Origin of the sequence: Enterobacter sp. ECC-175, assembly GCF_043968675.1 — a bacterium.
Lineage (GTDB): Bacteria > Pseudomonadota > Gammaproteobacteria > Enterobacterales > Enterobacteriaceae > Enterobacter.
In genome coordinates this window covers 4332537-4353218 of the sequence record NZ_CP143776.1, presented here as the reverse complement: position 1 = coordinate 4353218, position 20682 = coordinate 4332537, and the positions used below count along the sequence as shown (strand labels likewise).

General features: G+C 55.1%; 12 protein-coding genes. 5 read left to right on the top strand and 7 right to left on the bottom strand.

Going from position 1 to position 20682, the window contains the following annotated elements; translation table 11 throughout:
* Positions 1–100: 100 nt before the first annotated feature.
* From V1599_RS20575 to V1599_RS20550, 6 genes are read right to left on the bottom strand one after another with little or no spacing between them, the layout of a single operon-like run.
* Complete coding sequence (locus V1599_RS20575) at positions 101–8488, bottom strand: hemagglutinin repeat-containing protein (RefSeq protein ID WP_395300768.1); 8388 nt, start codon at positions 8486–8488, stop codon at positions 101–103.
* A gap of 13 nt (positions 8489–8501) precedes the next feature.
* Entirely contained in the window at positions 8502–10235 is a 1734-nt protein-coding gene (locus tag V1599_RS20570) for a ShlB/FhaC/HecB family hemolysin secretion/activation protein (protein ID WP_395300767.1), read from the bottom strand.
* A 16-nt stretch (positions 10236–10251) separates the two neighbouring features.
* Positions 10252–11259: a fimbrial protein gene (locus V1599_RS20565; protein WP_395300766.1), complete on the bottom strand. Its 1008-nt coding sequence runs from the start codon at positions 11257–11259 to the stop codon at positions 10252–10254.
* The gene (locus V1599_RS20560; RefSeq protein ID WP_395300765.1) at positions 11256–13850 is read right to left on the bottom strand and encodes a fimbria/pilus outer membrane usher protein; all 2595 of its coding nucleotides are present in this window, start codon (positions 13848–13850) and stop codon (positions 11256–11258) included. Before V1599_RS20560 ends, V1599_RS20565 begins: the two co-directional genes overlap by 4 nt.
* Positions 13851–13882: 32 nt before the next feature.
* Positions 13883–14674, bottom strand: coding sequence for a molecular chaperone (locus tag V1599_RS20555; protein ID WP_395300764.1), 792 nt, complete (start codon positions 14672–14674; stop codon positions 13883–13885).
* A gap of 59 nt (positions 14675–14733) precedes the next feature.
* A complete protein-coding gene (locus V1599_RS20550; RefSeq protein ID WP_395300763.1) occupies positions 14734–15300 on the bottom strand; it encodes a fimbrial protein in 567 nt (188 codons plus the stop codon).
* A 411-nt stretch (positions 15301–15711) separates the two neighbouring features.
* On the opposite strand from V1599_RS20550, the gene speB reads away from it, so the two are divergent.
* Positions 15712–16632, top strand: coding sequence for an agmatinase (gene speB / locus V1599_RS20545; RefSeq protein ID WP_058608614.1), 921 nt, complete (start codon positions 15712–15714; stop codon positions 16630–16632).
* A 3-nt stretch (positions 16633–16635) separates the two neighbouring features.
* On the opposite strand, the gene V1599_RS20540 is transcribed toward speB, so the two are convergent.
* Complete coding sequence (locus tag V1599_RS20540; protein WP_395300762.1) at positions 16636–17847, bottom strand: MFS transporter; 1212 nt, start codon at positions 17845–17847, stop codon at positions 16636–16638.
* Positions 17848–18264: 417 nt separating this feature from the next.
* On the opposite strand from V1599_RS20540, the gene V1599_RS20535 reads away from it, so the two are divergent.
* From V1599_RS20535 to V1599_RS20520, 4 genes are read left to right on the top strand one after another with little or no spacing between them, the layout of a single operon-like run.
* Positions 18265–18588 carry a non-heme iron oxygenase ferredoxin subunit gene (locus V1599_RS20535; RefSeq protein ID WP_112009828.1) on the top strand — a complete coding sequence of 108 codons (324 nt, stop codon included), beginning with the start codon at positions 18265–18267 and terminating at the stop codon, positions 18586–18588.
* Positions 18585–18893, top strand: a complete 309-nt coding sequence (locus V1599_RS20530) for a recombinase-like helix-turn-helix domain-containing protein (protein WP_297115925.1) — start codon at positions 18585–18587, stop codon at positions 18891–18893. Before V1599_RS20535 ends, V1599_RS20530 begins: the two co-directional genes overlap by 4 nt.
* 10 nt (positions 18894–18903) lie before the next feature.
* The gene (locus V1599_RS20525) at positions 18904–19926 is read left to right on the top strand and encodes a Rieske 2Fe-2S domain-containing protein (RefSeq protein WP_395300761.1); all 1023 of its coding nucleotides are present in this window, start codon (positions 18904–18906) and stop codon (positions 19924–19926) included.
* Positions 19926–20675 (top strand): SDR family oxidoreductase, encoded by a 750-nt coding sequence (locus tag V1599_RS20520; protein WP_112009825.1) that lies wholly within the window; start codon positions 19926–19928, stop codon positions 20673–20675. Before V1599_RS20525 ends, V1599_RS20520 begins: the two co-directional genes overlap by 1 nt.
* Positions 20676–20682: the final 7 nt, after the last annotated feature.

Sequence of the window (20682 nt, the reverse complement as noted above, 5' to 3'; positions counted from 1 at the left end):
CGCTTTCGCGTACTGAATAAGAAAAGGGTCTGACCGCGGTCAGACCCTTTTTTTTACTTCCGCAACGCCTGCCGGAACGGCAGACGTTTCGGTTCAGGGCTTAGCTGAACGCGCTTTCATGGAACTCAATAGTGACGGCAGCGTAGATGTTAATCGGCATTTCCTGCATCAGTGGTTTCCACTGAACGGGCTGATTCATCGCGCTGTTCATATTACCGTTCCACGTTTTGTGCTCAGGCGTTTTCGGCATGTCCATGCCGGTCTGGCCGGTGGATGAGCCCGGAGACAGCTTCACGTCGGTGCCGTTGGCGCTGCTGGACGGCGCCACGCCGTTTGTCATGTCGCCGTTCCACTGCTTGTGCTCAGGCGTTTTCGGCATGTCCATGCCGGTCTGGCCGGTGGATGAGCCCGGAGACAGCTTCACGTCGGTGCCGTTGGCGCTGCTGGACGGCGCCACGCCGTGGGTCATGTCGCCGTTCCACTGCTTGTGCTCGGGCGTTTTCGGCATGTCCATGCCGGTCTGGCCGGTGGATGAGCCCGGAGACAGCTTCACGTCGGTGCCGTTAGCGCTGCTGGACGGCGTTACGCCGTGGGTCATGTCGCCGTTCCACTGCTTGTGTTTTGGCGTCTTCGGTGCATCCATCCCGGTTTTGCCGGTCGCGGAACCTGGCGACAGCGTTGGGTAGTTGGTATCCGGTACCGCCCACTTTTTCACTGGCTTCGTATCAGGTTTAGTCACCAGGCTAGTGGTTGATTTCGGCGTCAGAGTCTGAGACTGGGACGGCGTAACCTTCGGTACCTCAACGCTTTTCGCGGTTTCAGTGCTGACAGTTTCTGTCTTCACCGTGCTGGCCGCTTCTGCTTTAGGCTTCAGGGTTTGCGCCTGAGATGGCGTCACTTTCGGCACATCAACGCTTCTCGCGGTGTCAGTGCTGACGGTGTCAACCTTCAGCGTTCTCGCCGATTCGGTCTGGATCTGCGTTGCACCACAGCCCTTCTTGCAGCCGCCGTTGCCCGAATGGTGATCGTCCGGGGTATCGACGTCTGGCGTTGACGGGGTATCAACATCGGCATCACTCGATTTCTTACGCAGACCAGGATCGGCCAGCGTGAAGGAGATGTTGTTGCCCGCTTCTTTCTCATCCCGCGTTACGACTGACTGCGCCTCTTTGTCGGTATTCACGTTCCCGTTAACCGACTTGCTGGTGGTTTCACCCACGGCAATCGTCGACTTCTGGGTTTCGTTAAAGTGGATCTCGTCCACGGTATCAACATAGATGTTCGCGGAAGGCGTGCCGCCCGATTTGCCCGGCGTGCCGCCAATACCGATGCCGCCACCGCCGTATACGCCGTCCTGCTCGATGCGATCGTCGAGCGTTTTCGCGTTGATATCGCCGCCGACGTTCACAGAACCTGTGCCGTTTTCAGACACGAGGTGCGCGCCCGTCATGTTCAGGTCGCCGCCCGTGGTGACGTCAAGGCTGTTCGTGGTATTGATGCCGGACTGTTTCGCCGTCTGGGCGCCGTCATGGCTTTCCGAACCGCCGCCGCCGTTTGCGGCGAAGCTTGGCGTCACCCCAGCGGAGGAGATCCCCACGCCAACGGAAGCGCCCCAGTTGGCGCGATCGGCCTCGGAGTAGTCAATGTCCTGAACGGACTTAACGTTCATGTCTCCCGCCACGTCTACCTTTGCGGTGTCAGCCGTGATGTTTGCGCCGGTCATGTTCAGGTCGCCGCCGCTGTTAATCTTCACGGTGGAGGCGTTCATTGCGCTGTTGGTATGGCTTACGGTATCCGCTTTCGCGTGGTCGATGCTGCCGCTGTAATCCACAGACACGCCGCCGCTCACGCCCGTCAGATCCATACCGACGCCTGCAGTAATCCCTGCGCTGTGCGTTTCGGTTGAAGAGGCGGTGGCGGTTGTCGCTTTTGCGGAGTTCATTGACACGTCGCCACCCGCGTTGATGTCAACGCTGTTCGCATTGATCTCAACGCCGTTAAGCGTGGTGTCTTTCCTGGTGTTGATGGAAAGATTACCCGCGTTGACGTTGGTGATGTTTTCCGCCGTGGCGGTTTTCGTTTCCGTGGTTTTCTGCGTTTTGCCGCCGATGGTGACGGAGCCGCCGGCCAGGTCATTGAGCAGGATGTTGGAGGCATCACCCATCACTTCCAGGGTTGTCATTCCGCCGTTGACGCTTTGGCCTTCTTTGGATTTTTCGATCAGGTTGCCAACCTTATCCGCACTGTCGACCAGCGTGCTGTGCGCTTCGCCGGAGACGCCAATGAAGGTTTCCTTACGGCTGCTTTCCGTTTTGGATTCATCAACGTATTTTGTGCTGGCAACGTCTTCAGCGGTCAGGCTGAGATCATTACCCGCCTTCAGGTCGGCACCGCCAATATCCACCGTTTTACCTGCTTCAATCTTGCCGGAATCGCCAAAGTTAAGCGCTGCGTTGGTATTGGTCTTTTCGTTCGTGGTTTTGGTATCGGTGATGGTTTCCATACCGAAACGGAACGACGCCGTGTCGCCGGTTGGGGCTTTGCCAGGCTTAGCGCCAATCGCAGAGGTTGCGGACTGAGAGCCCGGGCTGACGTATTCGCCGGAATCCACTTTGGTAAACGTGTTTTTATTTTTGCCGTATTCGGCCGTCACGGTCTTACCGCCGCCGCTGGCGCTTGCATCGGCAACAAACTGGCGGGAGGTGGTGGTCTCTTCGGTAAACGCCACGTCTTCGGAGGTCTTCAGCGTCACGTTGTTGCCCGCTTTGATCTCACCGGTGTTTGCGTTATAGGTGCCGCCTTCCAGGGTGACGTCGTTGCTGGCGTCAATGGTCAGATTGCCTGCGGCCCTGACGTTAGCGCCAACGGCTTCAGCACTCTCCGTTTGCTTATCGACGGAGATATAGCTCCCGGCGCCGGTCAGCGTGGTATCAATGGAGTGAGAGGCGTCAATCTCATGGAGGTCGTTGAAGGTGATGTTACCCTCGGTTGCCTTCAGGGTGATGTCCTGGCCTGCATTAATATCGGAAGCGTTGGAGGTGATATTTTTCGCTTCCATCGTGACGTTCTGGCTCGCGACCACGCCGTCGTTGAAGGCGTGATAAGTTTGCTTGCCGCTCTCTTCACGGCCCACGCTGGCGGTCATGACGATGTCGCCATTGGCCGCAGAAAGATTCACATCTTTACCCGCAGCGATCTGCGCGCCGTTGTTATTAATATCGGCATAGGTCGCAGTGATAGAAACATCGCCGCCCGCCTTGATACCCGCGTTCATCCCGTTGCTGACGTTGTTGAGACCTTCCACCGACGTTACGGAAATATCGCCTTTCGCCGACATGGACCCGTTCACGTTGTTGACGAAGCCCGCGTCAATGTTCATGTCGTTACCCGCGTGCAGGGTCGCGGTGCCGCCGTTAACATCGCCCGATTTTATCTGGGCCTGCGTTTGCTGGCTCAGGTAAACCACCGGAACCATCACGTCCACGCCGTTCAGGTTTTGCGTCACAAACCAGACGATGTCCCGATCGAGATTTTCACGCTGCTCGGCGGTTAATGCCTCGCCCACGGTGAGGCCCAGCCCGCTGTCTTTTGCTGCTTCACCCGCGTTCTCCATCAGGCGTTTGACCAGCGCATCCCCCTCCAGGCCGTCACGGATGGCAAAGAAGCTGCCGACGGAATTGCTGATCTCGCGGCGGATCAGCTCAGAGATAAAGTAGTTATCACCGATAACGTTGATCGGCGCTTCTGGCGTGTAATCAACCTCGTCGAAGAAGTCATCCGAGCCGGTATACTGGCTTTGGTCGATCATTTCCGGACGGGTTTCGAACACCGGAATGAGGTTGTTTGACGGGAGGGCGTATTCGGTTCCGTTCTTTTTCGCATCCTGCGCTTTTTTGAAATCCTCAGAGACTTCAAACATGCCCGGCAGGCTGGTCATATCCTTGATGGACGGCAGCGGGCTAATCCCCATGGACAGCTCATCGATGGTTTTGGTATTGACGTTAATGTCATAGCCTGCCACCACGGAGTCTACGCTGTAATCGCCCACGTCGATATCTTTCACGTCGGCACGGGTGTTCACGATGCCCGCGCGTGCAATACCGTTATCCAGAAGCCCGTCTGAATGGTTGAAGTTGCGGCCCGCGGTGATTTCGCCTTTTTCCAGAGGAACAAAGTAAATCATGTTGCTTTTCAGCGGGGCATAGTCTTCCTTCGAGAGATTGCTCCAGATTTTGACCAGGTCACCCCGCGTGCTGGTGTTCCAGGTTTCGCCGAAAATCTTGATCATCGTGCTGTTCAGCAGCGGGGATTCATTGGCGGTATTCAGCAGCGAATTGAAGAAATAGCCTTTATCCGCAGGCTCTTTACCCGTAACGGATGCGGCGGTACCAAAGCCGAACATAAAGTCCAGGTACTGGTAAAGTGAGTCAAATTTCCATGTGGTGTAGTGATCAATCGCCACGCGCCAGTAGTAGGTGATGGTGATCGGTTCATCGAGCGGGATCGTCAGGTAGTCGTAAAGCGATTCAGAGACGTATTTCGGGGTGTTGAGCACGTCCCCCTTAATGTTGATATCGTTTCCTGCCTGAATCAGGCCGCCGAGGTTTTGCAGCGACTTTTGATCGTAAATATTACGCTGGTTAATGTTGATGTCGCCGCCGGCGCTAATTTCCGCAAGCTTATCCAGCGCGATATCGGACGTTTGGCCAACCATGTGCATCACGGTGGAAATATCGACCTTGGTCGTCACGTTTTCAATCGTTTTCCAGTGGCCTACCGAGTCCTGGGTGAGCGTGTCGGAAATGCCGCCGCCGGTGTAGGTGCTCTGGTTTTTAATCAGCTCAGCATCGAGATTGATATTTTTTTCTGAACGAATAAGGCCCGCGTAGTTCCAGATGGTTTTGGCAATAATCGACATATCGCCCATGCTCAGCACGTTGCCGCCGATGCTGTTATAGAACATGTTGTTGCGCGCTTGCAGGTCCATTTTACCCAGCGCCCACATCAGGGAGCTGCGGTTGTTGGTGATGCTGTTCGCAGAGACGTTTAAATCCCCCCCGGTCACTATGGACTGGTTGTTAACGAACGCTTTATCCGCGTTAACGTTAAGCGTACCAATCGCTTCCACCTGCGTGTTGTTGGTGAAGTTCCCGTGCGTGGTCAGGTTCAGCTGATTACCCGCGTGAATACTGCTGTTTTTCCCATCCAGGGTCAGATCGTCGTCCACGTCCAGCGCCAGGGTATGGCCTGCCTCGAGGTGGCCTTCAATGTTGTTCAGGCTTCCTACATCCAACGTCAGCTTATTGTCTGCGATAACGCTGGCATCGGTGGTGTTTTCCAGATGCTTGGCGCTAAGGTTGACGTTGTAACCCGCAATCAGGGAGCCGTCGAGGTTGCGCAGCGTGCCGTCTTGCAGGTTGACGGTAGTGCCGTTGCTGCCAAAAAGCACGGAGCCATCGAGGTTGTCCAGCCTGTTGGCCACGTTCAGCGTCAGGTTGCTGTCGGTTGAAACGATGTTGGCCTTTTCTGCGTTGGTCACGTTTTGGGCGTTAATCGAGACATCGCCCGCGGCGACGAGGGTCGAATAATCGACTCTGCCAGCGCTGGTAGCTGCGCTTCCGCTGTTATTCAGCGTATCGGCCGTAATGCTCAGCGCGCCGTCAACGGCCTGAATCACGCCGCCTGCGGTGTTAACCACGATGCCAATCGCGTTCAGCACGGTGTTCATACCGGCAGAGATAACGGCCTGGTCGGCGTTGCGCAGCGTTTCGATATCGTTAATCGTCAGGCTGCGCATGGCGCTCAGCACGTGATCGCTGCCCTGGTTGATCAGGTTGCGAATGTTGCGAACGATCAGGTCCGTACCGCTCTGGATCACGCCCTCGTTTTTCAGCGTATCCCCGTGGCTAAGGGTAACGGTTTTGTTACCCACAATCGCGGACTGGTTGTTCAGCGTATTTACGCCGTCCAGCGTCATATCACCGCTGGCAAGAATTGCCGACTCGGACGTGTTGTTCAGGGTGTTGACATCGGAGACGCTCAGCGTGCCGCCCGCCTGGATAACCGAGGAGGCGGTGTTGTTCAGCGTACCCATGCGGGACAGCGAGGCGTCATTTTTGCTGACGAGGGTCGCTGCGTTGCTGTTATTGAGCTTATCGATAACGGACAGGGTTAACGCGCCAGCGGCGTTGATCAGCGCACCGTTGCTGTTGTTCAGCGTGTCGATGTTGGACAGCAGCATATTCTCGCTGGAGTACAGCGTGCCGCCGTTGGTGTTGGTCAACGTACCGATGTCGCCCAGCGACAGGTTTGCAGCCTGAATGGTTGCATTATCGTTGGTGAGCGACGTTAAGCCAGAAAGACTCAAATCCCCGGTGGTCAGCAGTACGGCATCACCCGTGTTGGCAAGCGATGCCAGCCCTTCAGCAACAAGGGATTTGCCCTGGATCCAGCCTGCGCCTTCATTCACTACATCCAGCTTGCCGCTGCCCTTCACCGTCAGGCTGCCGTCAGAGAGGATGTTCCCGCCCTGGGTATTGACGAGCGTTTTGCTCACATCCAGCGTCATGTCGCCAGGGGCGCTCAGCATACCGGCATTGTTCAGCTCTGACGATTTAACCTTAACGTTTTGTTTGGCCTTCACCGCGCCGCGGTTGTCGAGCTTGCCTTTTGCTACGGTCACATCAACATTGCGCGCCTGAATTTGACCGTCATTTTTTACGAGAGCGCCCCTGCTGGTGACGGCAACGTCGTTCTGATTGCTGACGAGAGTACCGCTGTTATTGATTGCGCCGTCGGCGTCCAGTTCGATAAGCCCATCTTCGCTGCTGATGGTACCGCTGTTGGTCACGTCGCCGGAGGTTGCGATCTGCAGAGAACCGTTAGAGACGCCAATATTGCCCTTGTTGTTCAGCGCGCTTGCACGCATTACCAGCTGTTTATCGGCAAAAATACGGCCGCTATTATCGAGGCTACCGACCGTCAGCGTCTGCTGTTCAGTCGCATACAGGATGCCGTTATTTTTGAGCGAGCCGGAGGCAATAACTATATTCCCCGTTGCGCTAACCGAGCCGGTATTTTCAAAGCCGTCTTTGAGGTTTACCTGAAGCGTGCCTTTTTTCGCCAGAATGACGCCTTCGCTGTTGTTTACGCTGCCCGCGGCGATCTGGATATCCCCACCGTGGCTGACCAGCTCGGTGTCTGAAATAATCGTGCTGAAAGCGACTTCCTTACCGTCAACCAGCACGACGAAATCGCCTTTTTTCAGCGTAACGACACCGTTTTTGATCGCGTTGCCGCTGGCGTCCAGCGCTTTTAATTTTCCAGAGAGGGTATAGCTGCCTTCAACGTTAATCTGAATCGCCGGGATGCTGGTAGTTTTGCTATTTTCAGCGATCAGCGCCGCGGCATTCTGCAACAAGCTGCTGGCATCAATACGAATAGTGCCGTTGCGGGAAATCACATCGTTGCTGATGTTAACGCCCGACAGCGCGCGAATCACAATATTATTTTTTGCTTCGGTACCGCTGGCAGCGGCTTTTGCGAGGGTGACGTTTTTACCGGACAGGTTAAGGTCATTACCGCTTTTCAGCGCGGTAAGGCTGACGTCGCCTTCAGCGCTGATGTCAATGTCGCTGCTGGCAATAATACTGCCTGCATGGCGCACGCCAGCGCCGCTTTCGGTGCTGATCAGCTGAATTTTGCCACCGTACATTGAGCCGAGCGCGCTGCCGTCGATCGCCACCGCAGGGGCTGTGCCGTCGCCCTTGCTGCGAACGGTATGGCTACGATCCGAAAGATTATAGTCGTTCTTACCTGCCACCACTTTCAGGTCAGCTGCGCCTGCAATTTCTCCTTCCAGCACGGCGCTACGGCTAACAATATCGAAGTAGCTCAGGCCTTCGGTAGAGATGCCCTGGCCAGTGACGGTCACATTGCCCTTTTCAACGGCCAGCCTGTAGCTGCCGTCTTTGTTTTCTTGTACCTTACCGGTGCTCAGCGTCAGGCTGTTGGCGTTGACGGTGGTTGCCCCGTTAACGGAAATCCCGTTTTGGTTGGCAATAATGACGTCGGCTTTTTTGCCAAAGACTTCCATGGTGCCGTTGATATAGGACGCGCGCGCGCCCGTCACTTCACTGATAATCGCGCTGGCTTCCTGCTGCAGCTGGGCGTTTTTAATGGCATAGCCGCCAATCCTGGTCACGCCGTCGTTCTTGCTGTTGTTAAACACCATGCCCTGTTTATCAACGTCGAACTGCGTAAATTTGTTGAGCGACGCGCCCTTAGCGTTCGGGTTGGCGATGTTAACCATCGGCGTGCCGTTTGCCGTCTGCCCCATGGATGGACCGTTTTTCTGGCTGGCATCCGGGGTGATGGCCGCTTCAGCGGTCCCTGATAATATTCCTGCTAATGACAAATACAGCGGGCATAAATGCTTATGCAAGGTCCCCGCCGTTATTTTTCCTTTTGATGCGCTGTTATTTTTCATTATCAATCCTTAATTAAAAGTTCACTTCCAGCTTGTAATAAACGACCGTGTTATCGACGGTGTTTCCATCCATAGAATCCGGTTTTTTGACAGGCCAGCCGGCGGTTAAATTTGATGAGAAATAATTTCCCGTGAGCTTTGCACCCACGGCTGCACCCATCATGAACTGGCTGTCGCAGGTATTAACGCCTTTCGGACAGTTATCTTTGGAGAAACCGAAGTCATACCCTAAATAAGGCGTGAACTGGCTTATGCCTGCCAGGTTAATATCAAAAGGAAGTTGCAGCGTATTGGCGATCCAGGCTCCGCTGTCGACCATCAAATAGCTATCTTTGAAGCCGCGAACCGTAAATTCATCGCCGAGCGTCATTTTCGCCTCGCTGACAAGCGTATCGGGCGTGTACTGGAACCCCGTGCTTAATTCATATACGCCACCCAGCCGACCAGACTGGAAAAGCGGGCGAGTCCAGCTGGCGATGCCGTTATATTTTACGTAGTTGAGATCGAAGCCCTCGAGATCCCGATCGCCTTTCCACGCGGCGCCGAACCAGGGCATCGCCGCGGTCGCACTCAGATCGCCGTAGAACCAGCCGTTCATCAGTCCGCCAACGTAGGTCAGGCCGGAAGAAAGCGTGGTGTAGCGCTTGGAGCTCACATCGATCTGCGTATTTTCAAAACGGTTGTCGTTATCCCGCTTTTCAACTTTCACCCATCCGCTGGTTTTGCCGGAGGCGTTACGGGAGAACATCCGGCTGATGCGCACGGATGAACGCTCTGAGGAGCCGTCCGACGCGTACTGACCGAAATCACCGCCAATCGTTTTATCGTAGGTTGATTTATAATAGGAGGTATCGAACCCCCAGTACCCCAGCGGCAGGCTATAGCTCAGTGACCAGGCACGCTGATTGTCGTTATTATTCTTGAGGTTATTCTCTGAATAGTAAGCATTGAAAATATCGTTGAGGCCGGCAATATTTTTGGTCGTGATACTGCCGTAATATTGCTGCCAGCCCTCTGCTTCTGTGCCCGAGTTATTAACGCCTGCGCTGACGGCAAAAGGAAACAGCGGTTGCGTGAGCAGGTTTAGATCGGATGCCCCGTCTAAAACGGAAGGTTCTACCTGAATATTGTCGCTATGCGACACGCGCAGCAGGTTTTCGACGGCCTGGTCGATATCCTGCATATTTAAAATCTTGCCCTGGGCAAACGGGTAGGCGCTAAACAGGCGAGTGCGCTCGCGGAAGGTCGGCGCCTGGCCGTTGACTCTGAAATCGTTGATTTTTCCCCACAGCACGCGCAGCTTCAGTACGCCGTTTTTAATATTGCCCGGCTCAATACCAAGCAGCGTTGTGACGTAGCCGCGTGAGATGTAAAAGTCGGTGAGCTCTTTTACCACCATAAAAATCTCTGCTTTACCGAGCTCTCTACCCTGGTAGCGTTCAATAATGGCTTCGCGCTCGGGGGATGACGCAAACAGATCGTCATTCATAATCTCAATTTTATCGATTTTGAATGTGACCGATGAGCTTGCGCCGACCCCTACGCCAGGCTCCGATTCGCGCTGGGTGCGCTGCTGCTGCAGGAATTTCTCGGTGCGCTTTGCTTCTTCAATCAGGTACTGGTTATTTTGCCTTTCCAGGCGATCCAGCTCTTGCTTGTTTTGCTGTGAGGGCAATACACCTGAAGCATGTGCAGCAGAAATAAACGGCACCACGAGCAGCGCTATTTTTGAATAACGGAAATGCATATATCGCTCCTTGATATTATTTAATTACCATTGTGTATTGCACTGCGCCAACGACCTTGCCGGCGGTTAATTGGTTTGCACGATTGATGCTGGCGGGAACATAAATTTGCGCCTCGTAGTTATTAACGACTGTACCGGTCACGGTATAAGGGTATTCCGTGTTAATCTTGAGGGCGTTCGAAATTTGTCTCTGTTTCTCAAACAGGCGAATACTAAAATTACTTGCATAGCCTTCACCTTCTTCTGCTCCAATGACCCCAGATACCGCGCCAAAAGGAACTTTACTTACCGAAGAAAAGGTAATGCCAATATCTTCCGTTGTCGGGCAGTTAATGGTAATAGAGAACGGCTTTTTATCTCCCTGGAAGGCGTTGTCTAGCGTGAACGAGGCGAGGCTAAATGTCCCCAGGTCAATAGCGTTGCTGGAAGGGTAGATTGCGCAGGAACGCGTCACGACCTTAATTGCCGTTCCCAGATTAATGGTCATGATACGCAGCCTTTCACCGGCATCCGTCGTGGGGACGACGTTAGCAGCCGCCAGCTCCCCGGCCGGAATATAGTTTTCACCCTGGCTAAGTCTGCCCGTTTGCACGAACTCCACCAGCACGGTGGAGTTGTTGATGGAGCAGCCGTTGGCGCAGGAGGTGGGCGTGCCTGAATCACCGGGAAGCCAGGCACCGCTGGCGTTTGAAGGCCATTTTACGCGGATACCGATTCCGCTGATTTCCGTGGCATAAACATCGTCAATGGCGGTGGTGAGATAGGCGCGGCTGTATTCTGAAAACCACTGTGAGCCCGCACTGGCATCACAGGAATATTTAAGGCTTGGAACTGAATAGGTTTTCGACCACAGCACGGTACCCGCGGTGCCGCTCGAGGCCGGGTTCAGGGTAATGCTATCGTTGATGGATAGAACGGACGGTGCGGAATCCAGTTTACAGGTGGCTGCGTAAAGGCCCGTACTCACCAGACACAGTAAAGACCCACACGCCAGCAGCATTGCCGGGATAATTATTTTTCTCACTGCTTCCCTCCTGGAATTGTGCAGATGATTTTTTGTGCAGAGAAGGCGTCTTTGCCCGCTTTAGACGTGCCGGCGTTAACGCTGGCGTCATGCTGGACGGTGGCGACGCAGCGCTTCGTTTCCTTTTGCTGTTTCCAGGCGAGCGTGAGGCTGTTGACGCCATTTTTTAGCGCAACCATCGCCAGGCCGTTCTGGCCCACCATGCCCAAATCGTTGCCTTTCTCGTCGGTAACGGAAGCTCCGAATGGAATGGTTTCCGCCGAACGCTGGAGGAACTGAACAAACGTCAGCTTGTTTTGCTGGGTATCCATTTTGATCAGAACGGCGGAACCCGCGGTTGGGACGATTTTTTTGCGCGTGTCTTCCACATCTACGCTCATCGCGGTCCCTTTCGGGTCGATGTAAACCTCGTTGTATTTGTACGGGTTCAAATAGCTGATGATGCCGTAGCCGTTGTCTTTGATGACGGTGTTGGAGTCGGGATAGACGCGAGAGCCTTCCGCACCCCTGGCTTCGACGATACCTATGGTGTCGCTCAGCATCGGAACAAAATTGAGCCCGCCCCGGTGAGCGACCATTCCCCCGCTGAGGTTCACGCCTCCCATAAAGCTGTCGCGCGTTTGGCTATAGGCCACGCCGCCGGACGCGCTATCGCCGGTGTAGGAGAGGTTCATACCAAAATTGCTTTCCGGCGCGCTGGACTGGCTAAAGTAACCGCCAAAGCCGAACTGCGAGCGTTCACCGGCCGATCCATTCAGCGACGTTCTGAACGTGGCTTCATCGCTGTTATAGCTGAAGTTTGCGCCCATGCGAGGGCGCTTCTTATAGCGCGGGCCCAGCGGCATGGAGACGTTCAGGTAGACGGTATCTTCATAACCGCCATCCGCGTCGTTGGTACGCCCAAACGATACGCCCCACGTCGCAGAGCCCAGCTGGTTGTTGTACCCCACGACGAAGTTAGATTTTTCCGTGCGTCCCAGCTCGTCGTTCCAGACGTTGCCGACAAACCCGCTGACGTAGAAGCTTCCCCAGCCGGAAGGGAGCATCTGGTTGATGTTGGCTTCAACGCGCTCGCGGTAACGTTCAGGGAAATAGCGGGATTCGCCAGCCTCTAAGGCTTGTTTCAGGGCAACGGCATCGGACAGCGAGTAATAGTTTTTGCTCGAATAGCGGTAGCCAATCAGGCTGAAGTTGGTGCCCGTGTTCGGCAGATTCTTCGCAAGGCTAATGCGCAGGCTCATATCGCAGAATGTGCCGCAATCCTGTACTGAAGGCTGATTTTCGAAATGGGTGAAGGAGCGGGTGACGTCGATCCCCAGCGCCCCAAGCGAGGTATTAACCGCAAAGCCCGCCATCAGCGCATTAAAATCGCCCTCGAACGCGCTTTGTGCACCCGCATAGGCCGTCAGATTATTGAGCAGGCCGTACTGCAAGGTCCCTTCCATCATCCACGGATCTTCATGAAGCCAGGTGTCGCGGATCTCTCCGGAGGCCAGCGAATAGCGAGAGAAGCCTTCACGCAGGAGCTGCGGAACGCTGGAGTACGGGACGGTAAATGTCGTTTCCTTGCCGTTGGTCTCTTTCACGCTGACGTCGAGATCGCCGTTATAGCCGGTGGCGTAGAGGTCGTTAATGATAAATTCGCCCGGCGGAACGACCTTTTCATAGATGGTATTGCCCGCCTGCCTGATGGTGACGGTGGCATTGCTGTTTGCTACACCGCGCACGACGGGCGCATAGCTGCGTACCGAGTCTGGCAGCATGCGGTCATCGGTTGCCAGGCGCACGCCGCGCAGCGAAGCGGTATCGAAAAACTCACCGCTGGTGCTGAGATCGCCCATGGTGACTTCAGACGCGATAGACCCGATGGCGCGCGCAGCGTAAGCCTGCAGGTGCTTAAAGCCTTCGTTATTATTACCGCTGCCCATATTCGCAGTGTCGTAGGTAACGAAGCGCCACGCCCCCATCGTCAGGGCGCTTTGGAGATTGCCGTAAACGTAATCGGTGGAGTCCTGTAGGGTACGGTTATGAATATTCGAGGCGCTCAGAGTATAGGCCGTCATCAGGGCCGGTTCGCCCGTGTCCCACAGCTCAGGGCTGATGTAGCCATCCGGCGTATTCAGCAGCATGGCCTGCGGAATGGTGACGTTCAGAACCTCTTCGTCCTGAACATAAGTGACTGTCGCACCAGAAATCAGCTCTGGCAGAATAAGGCAAGATGTGGCTTTCCAGTTCTCCGGCAGTTTATGAGTGTCAACGTCCATGCGAATGATCATTTCAGGCGTAATGCACGCGTTTACACCTTGCTCATTATTCGCTGCAATAAATTTGACGGGCCAGGAGTCGATTTTTTTATTATTACCGTAAACTTCGAGCTTATATTCCCCGGGCAACACCTTCTCGGTGCCATCGAACTGGTTAAGGTCGATACCGCTGTTATAGAAATTCATAAAACCGCGCGAAAACGACACGGTTTTTTTTTCGCTGGCGGCCTGCGCCATAAGCGGAGAAAATATCGCAAAGGCGATAAGATGACTGAGTAATCGTTTTTTTACACCTGGCCTGAGGTGCTTATGCGTCCGAAAAATCATGCTACCATCCTGGACTAATATCCATCAGCAAATTAAAAACTGTAAGTACGTTTGATGTAGGCACCGAGATCGGTGATGTAGTTATATTTGAACGTACCGTTTCCACTCACCGCCGCCACTTTCGGGAAGTGGTAGGTGATCGTGCTGTATGGGGCAATCATCTCTCCGGTGACTTCCACCTCTTTGCCCTGAGCGTTGGTCAACCAGACGCTCGTCATGCTGACGTGGAACGGTGAATTGTTGGTGCCTACGACGTCGTAGCCGACCGCCGCCTTACGCAGTTGCCAGGTCAAACTATCGCCCGCTTCCATGGGCGTACCTTTTAATCCGGCAGGGCGATAGAACATTTTTATCAGCGTGCGAAACGCCATTTTTACCTGGTTTTTATCCGCATCCGCTGCCGTTTCCGGTGGAATATCCAGCACATTTAGCCAAAGCACGCTTTCGCGATCTTTTGGATATTTCGCTGCTGCGTCTTCCATCTGGAAAATACGAAAAACTTTCCCTTTTTGGGCATTAATACGGGCTGCCGGCGGATTAATAAAGAAGGGAAGATCCTCTTTTTTCACGCCATCCGTTTTGTCGGTGCTGGAAAGCCAGACCTGAACGAGCTGGGGCTCATTGCCAACGTTATTGATACGAACCGTTTGCTCTTTTTCTGCAGCATTGAGCACAACGCGAGTGGCCAGTATCTGAATTGTGGCGTCAGACTGCGAGCATACGAACAACGTTAATACGCATAAAGATTGAATAAATTTGCTTAACATGGAGCAGCGCCTGAAACGAAAATAAAGAGCATGAAGAAGCGGGTATTTAAGCGTCAAAAAACCCTCCATCTTTTTACAGACAGAGTCTTCCACTCTTTAATACCCGCTGAGTTTACTTACTGATACTTAATGGAATAAACAACATCCGTGGTCACTTTACCCGCCGTTGCTGCGCCACCGGTGGCGACATATTGCGCCCAGTAATCGAAGCGGGCGGTATTGCCGGTAACGGTTTTTGTAATTGCGGTATTGTTCGCGGTATTCAGGTTCAGGATAGCTTTGTTAGCATCCAGCAAACCGATTTCAACCTTTTCAGAACCGCCGTCGGCTTTGCTGACGGAGTTGACCAGGTTACCGGTGGTTGCGTTGATATTTTTGCTTTGTGCCAGCTCGAAGAAAACGCTTCCAACTTTGCCGTTCGCGCAGTTAGCGCCGCTCAGCGTAATGTGGAAAGGCGTATCCCCGGCGCGCTCGCCGTTAGCAGACAGCGCAGAGACGCTCACGGATGGCAGGCGAACGGTAAAGTCCGGGGATGCGGATTCACCGGTCGCATCGCCGCCGGTAATCGTACAGGTTGCATCGCTAATAGTGCCATCAAACGTGATGACGCCATCTTCAGCCGCTGCTGCACTGCCTCCCGTCGAGAGAACGACCAGTAATGCAAATTTAGAAAACTTATTCATAACAATATCCATATAATATTTCGGGGGAGGGATTGTATAGATTTTATCAGCGGCACGGCTATCAGATGGCCCTAAATAAATTCTTAATTTTAAAGTGATGTATATAATTATTTTATGGGTTGCTTTCTTAATCGCGGGTTGATTTTGATATATAGCCTGCTAATTGTATGGTATTTTTATAAAAGAATATTTTGTATAAATAATATTCTGGGTATGAATGCGCATCTGCAAATTAGTCAGAATACGGAGTTGATTTATCATATTGACTGTTAACTTGAATCTTAGGGCCTCAGGCGCTAGCATTAGACCCAAAGCAGTAAGCACATCAATCCCTTCCTCGTCGGGTTTAACGACGCGGAGGGGATTTTTTTTCATCTTTTATACCGTATCGACTCTACATGAGGTCAGGACATGAGCACTTTAGGCCATCAATACGATAACTCACTGGTTTCTAACGCGTTTGGGTTTTTACGCCTGCCAATGAACTTCCAGCCGTACGACAGCGATGCCGACTGGGTGATCACCGGCGTGCCGTTTGATATGGCGACCTCAGGTCGTGCCGGTGGCCGCCACGGGCCCGCGGCCATTCGCCAGGTCTCGACTAACCTGGCGTGGGAGCACAACCGCTTCCCGTGGAACTTCGACATGCGCGAGCGTCTGAACGTGGTCGACTGCGGTGACCTGGTGTACGCGTTTGGCGACGCGCGCGAAATGAGCGAAAAGCTGCAGGCCCACGCCGAGAAGCTGCTGGCTGCCGGTAAGCGTATGCTCTCCTTCGGGGGCGACCACTTCGTGACCCTGCCGCTGCTGCGCGCCCACGCGAAGCATTTCGGCAAGATGGCGCTGGTACACTTTGATGCGCACACCGATACCTACGCGAACGGCTGCGAGTTTGACCACGGCACCATGTTCTTCACGGCGCCGAAAGAAGGCCTGATCGACCCGAACCACTCCGTACAGATCGGCATCCGCACCGAGTTCGACAAAGACAATGGCTTCACCGTGCTGGACGCCTGCCAGGTGAACGATCGCGGCGTGGACGACATCATTGCGCAGGTGAAGCAGATCGTGGGCGATATGCCGGTTTACCTGACCTTCGATATCGACTGCCTGGACCCGGCCTTTGCGCCAGGGACCGGCACCCCGGTAATCGGCGGCCTGACCTCCGATCGCGCGATCAAGCTGGTGCGCGGCCTCAAAGACCTGAACATTGTCGGTATGGACGTTGTTGAAGTCGCTCCAGCCTACGACCAGTCCGAGATCACCGCGCTGGCCGCGGCGACCCTGGCGCTCGAGATGCTCTATATACAGGCCGCGAAAAAAGGCGAGTAAGCCTTACGCGCTCACTGCTGCTGCGCGACGCATGCGCAGCAGCAGCATTCCGCCCGCCACCAGCGTGATAGCCTGCGAGGCAACCAGCACCGAAAATCCCGAACTGACCGACCCGACCGACTTCATCACCATCCCCATCAGCAGCGGAATAAAGGCCGCGCAGAGATTCCCTATCCCGTTAACGATCCCATACGCGCTGCCCACCGCCTCGCGCGCGGCGTGATGCTGGATGACCGCCGGAATGGCCGCGCCCTGAAGCCCCCAGAACACGTTGGCGCTCAGCATAAACAGCGCCAGCCAGACGGGCTGGTGGCTCAGCATCAGCGCAATCACCGAGAGCGCCGTCAGCAGGCCGCCCACCACAAACAGCACGGGCGCTTGCTCCGGGCGCATTTTATCCAGCAGCACCCCGCCGAGAAACTTCGACCCCAGGCTGAGGAGGAACGGCACGGCGGCAAGCAGGCCGGTGGCGTGCAGCGAGAAATGGTGCTCATCGCGCAGCCATGCCGGGAGCCAGGCGCTGCTGCCCCACAGGTAGCTGAGGGTGGCGATCTCAACCAGCAAGATCCAGCCGAGCAGGGGCGTTTGCCACGCAAGCGAAAACGTCTGCATGAATCCCGGCTTTCGCGTTTTTTCCACGCTGCGGGGCGCGGGCAGAAAGCGACAGACTAAGCCGCCGCCGAGCACGAGATTGATCAGCGCCAGCGCGTAAAAGGAGCCCGCCCAGCCCAGATGTGACATCAGCCACGTCACGAAGGGAAAGCCGACGGCAAGCCCCAGCGAGACGCCCAGTGCGGTAACGGCGTTAGGTTTGCCGATCTCTGCGGGAGAAAAGTTATCGCTGATATAGCGCGTCTTAAGCGAAAACAGCGGGCCTTCGGCAATGCCCAGAATGACGCGTGCTATCAGCATTCCCATCAGCGAGCCCAGCAGTGGGGACACGGCACAAACCGCGGCCCAAACGACAATGCTGCTTAATAATCCGTGGCGGTAGTGGAACGTGCTTTCGATAACCGGCGTCAGGAGCAGTGCGGAAAAGCCATAACCCAGAAGAAAGCAGGTCATTAGCATTCCTTGTAACATTCTGTTTTCATTTAGCTGAAAATGTTCGGCAAACTCCGGGTTTAAAATCATTACCGAGATATTTACCCGGTCGACGTAGGAAATAATAATAAGTAACAGAAGTGCAATCGTGCCTTGCCATTTTGCCGTCATCGCATTTGCCTTAACCGTATTGTGTTGTTTTATTTTTCAGGAATGTGATTGTCACGCACCTAAAATGGTTCATGGGTGAAACTCATTGATTGTTAAGGTTAAAAATAAAATGAGTTTCACCTGTGAAACTGCGTTAAGGCACGGGTTATTAATTTTTAAAGAATAAAAAGAAAAGAAGTCAATAGGCTTTTATGAAAATTATCGGTCATCATAAAAAGGTATTCATTCACGCCTGAATAATGAAAATTTCATATCGCTGCATTTTTTCGTGATCGTTTGCACACTTAGCTCATTAAATACCATTCATTTAACAAATTCGTCACATTGACGCTTGACGAAACATTCATCGCTTTTATATTGACCGTATTAAATAAGAAACAGAGTTTCATATATGAAACAAAAGCCTGGAGGATCGTGATGAGCTGGATAGGCGTATGTGACGCAGAACAAGTACAGGAAGATTTCCCTTTTAGCGGCAACGTCGAGGGTAAAGAGATCGGCGTTTACCTGATTGACGGCGACTATTACGCGCTGGAGGACGTATGCCCTCATGCCTATGCGCTGCTGAGCCAGGGCTTTGTGGAAGATGGCAAAGTGGAGTGCCCGCTGCACGAGGCGGTCTTCGACGTCAAAACCGGCCAGTGCCTGCACGGCCCCGGCGGCCGCAACCTCAACCGCTACCCGGTTCGGGTCTTTGAAAATCAAATCCAGATTACCTTCGTCGAGGAGACCGTGGCATGAGCGACACCCTGAACTTCAACCCGGCGCTGCCGGAAAGCCGCCAGTTTGCCCCTCCCGCCGAGGGCGGCAACGGCGCGATCCACAAGCCGGGTGAATACACGAACCTGATCTGGCAGACCCGCAGCCGCGAGCCTGAAAGCTGGGAGGTAAATCTGATTGCCACGCTGGAAGACCTCTTTGAGCAGGGCGTTGAAACGCTGCCGGAGCTGGTGAACGGGCTAAACGCGGTGCGCATGCACGACCAGCAGGGGGAGCCGTGGAGCCCCGCCAGCTTCCAGGCATTCTTACAGGTTAACGGCTACTGAGGGCAAGGCGATGACGACTACCGTACAAAACTATCTCGATAAAGGCCTGCGCGGCCTTTGGTATCCGGTACTGGCGAGCTGGGAAGTGCAGTCCGCGCCGGTGGGTATCACTCGCCTGGGCGAGCAGATCGTGGTCTGGCGCAACAAAGACGGCCAGGTGCAGGCGCTGGAGGACCGCTGTCCGCACCGCGGCGCGCGACTGTCGATGGGCTGGAACCTCGGCGACCGCATCGCCTGCTGGTACCACGGCGTGGAAGTGGCGGGCAACGGCGAGGTAAAAGACGTGCCCGCCGTGGACAAATGCCCGCTGGTGGGCCAGCAGTGCGTGCGCAGCTATAACGTGCAGGAGGCGCACGGCGCGATTTTCCTGTGGTTTGGCGTCACCGCTGAACAGCAGCCGGACGAACTGAGCTTCCCGGACGAACTCGCCGACACGGAAAATTTCAGCAACTTCCTCTGCACCGCCGCGTGGAAATGCAACTACCAGTACGCGCTGGAAAACGTGATGGATCCGATGCACGGCACCTATCTCCATTCGTCGTCCCACTCGATGGCGGAAGGGGATCGCAAGGCGGACATGGTCCTGCAGCCGACCCAAACCGGCTTCATCTTCGAGAAGAAGGGGCAGAGCGGCGTCAACTTCGACTGGGTCGAGCTGGGCAACAGCGGCACCTGCTGGATGCGTCTCTCCATTCCCTATAAGAAGCGCTTCGGGCCGGGCGGCCACTTCTTCATCGTCGGCATGGTGGTGCCGGAAGATAACGACAACTGCCGCGTCTTCTTCTGGCGCATCCGCCGCGTGCAGGGCTGGCAGCGCGACATGTGGCGCTTTATGTACCGCAACCGCCTGGAAAAACTGCACTGGGAGGTGCTGGAGCAGGATCGCGTGGTGCTGGAAAGCCTGGCGCCGAACGCGCGCGAGCACGAGTACCTTTACCAGCACGACGTAGGCCTCTCCCGCCTGCGCCGCATGATGCAAAAGGCGGCGAAAGCGCAGCTTGCCGCGCGTGAAGCACAGCAGGGTGCCGCCTGATGAACGGTCTGCTGAGCGGAAAACGCATCGTAGTCACCGGCGCCGCGCGCGGCCTGGGCTACCACTTTGCCAAAGCCTGCGCGGAGCAGGGCGCGGCGGTGGTGATGTGCGACATCCTCGAAGGCGAACTGGCCGAGAGCGCGCACGGGCTGCGCGAGCAGGGATATGCGATCGAATCCCACGCTATCGATCTGGCCGATCCGCATTCCATAGAACATGCGTTCAGTGCCGTCGGCGAGCAGGGGCAGATTGACGGGCTGGTCAACAACGCGGCGATGGCCACCGGCGTCGGCGGTAAAAACATGCTTGATTACGATCCGGATCTCTGGGATCGGGTGATGAACGTCAACGTTAAAGGCACCTGGCTGGTGACGCGCGCGGCCGTCCCGCTGCTGCGCGACGGGGCGGGGATTGTCAACGTGGCGTCCGACACCGCGCTGTGGGGCGCACCGCGCCTGATGGCCTACGTGGCAAGCAAAGGCGCAGTGATCGCCATGACGCGCTCGATGGCGCGCGAGCTGGGCGAAAAACGTATTCGCATCAACGCGATTGCGCCGGGCCTGACCCGCGTCGAGGCAACCGAATATGTGCCCGCCGAGCGTCATCAGCTGTACGAAAACGGGCGCGCGCTGGCGGGCGCGCAGCAGCCGGACGATGTCACCGGCAGCGTGGTGTGGCTGCTCAGCGATCTGTCGCGCTTTATTACCGGCCAGCTGATCCCGGTGAACGGCGGCTTTGTTTTCAACTAACGGGTAA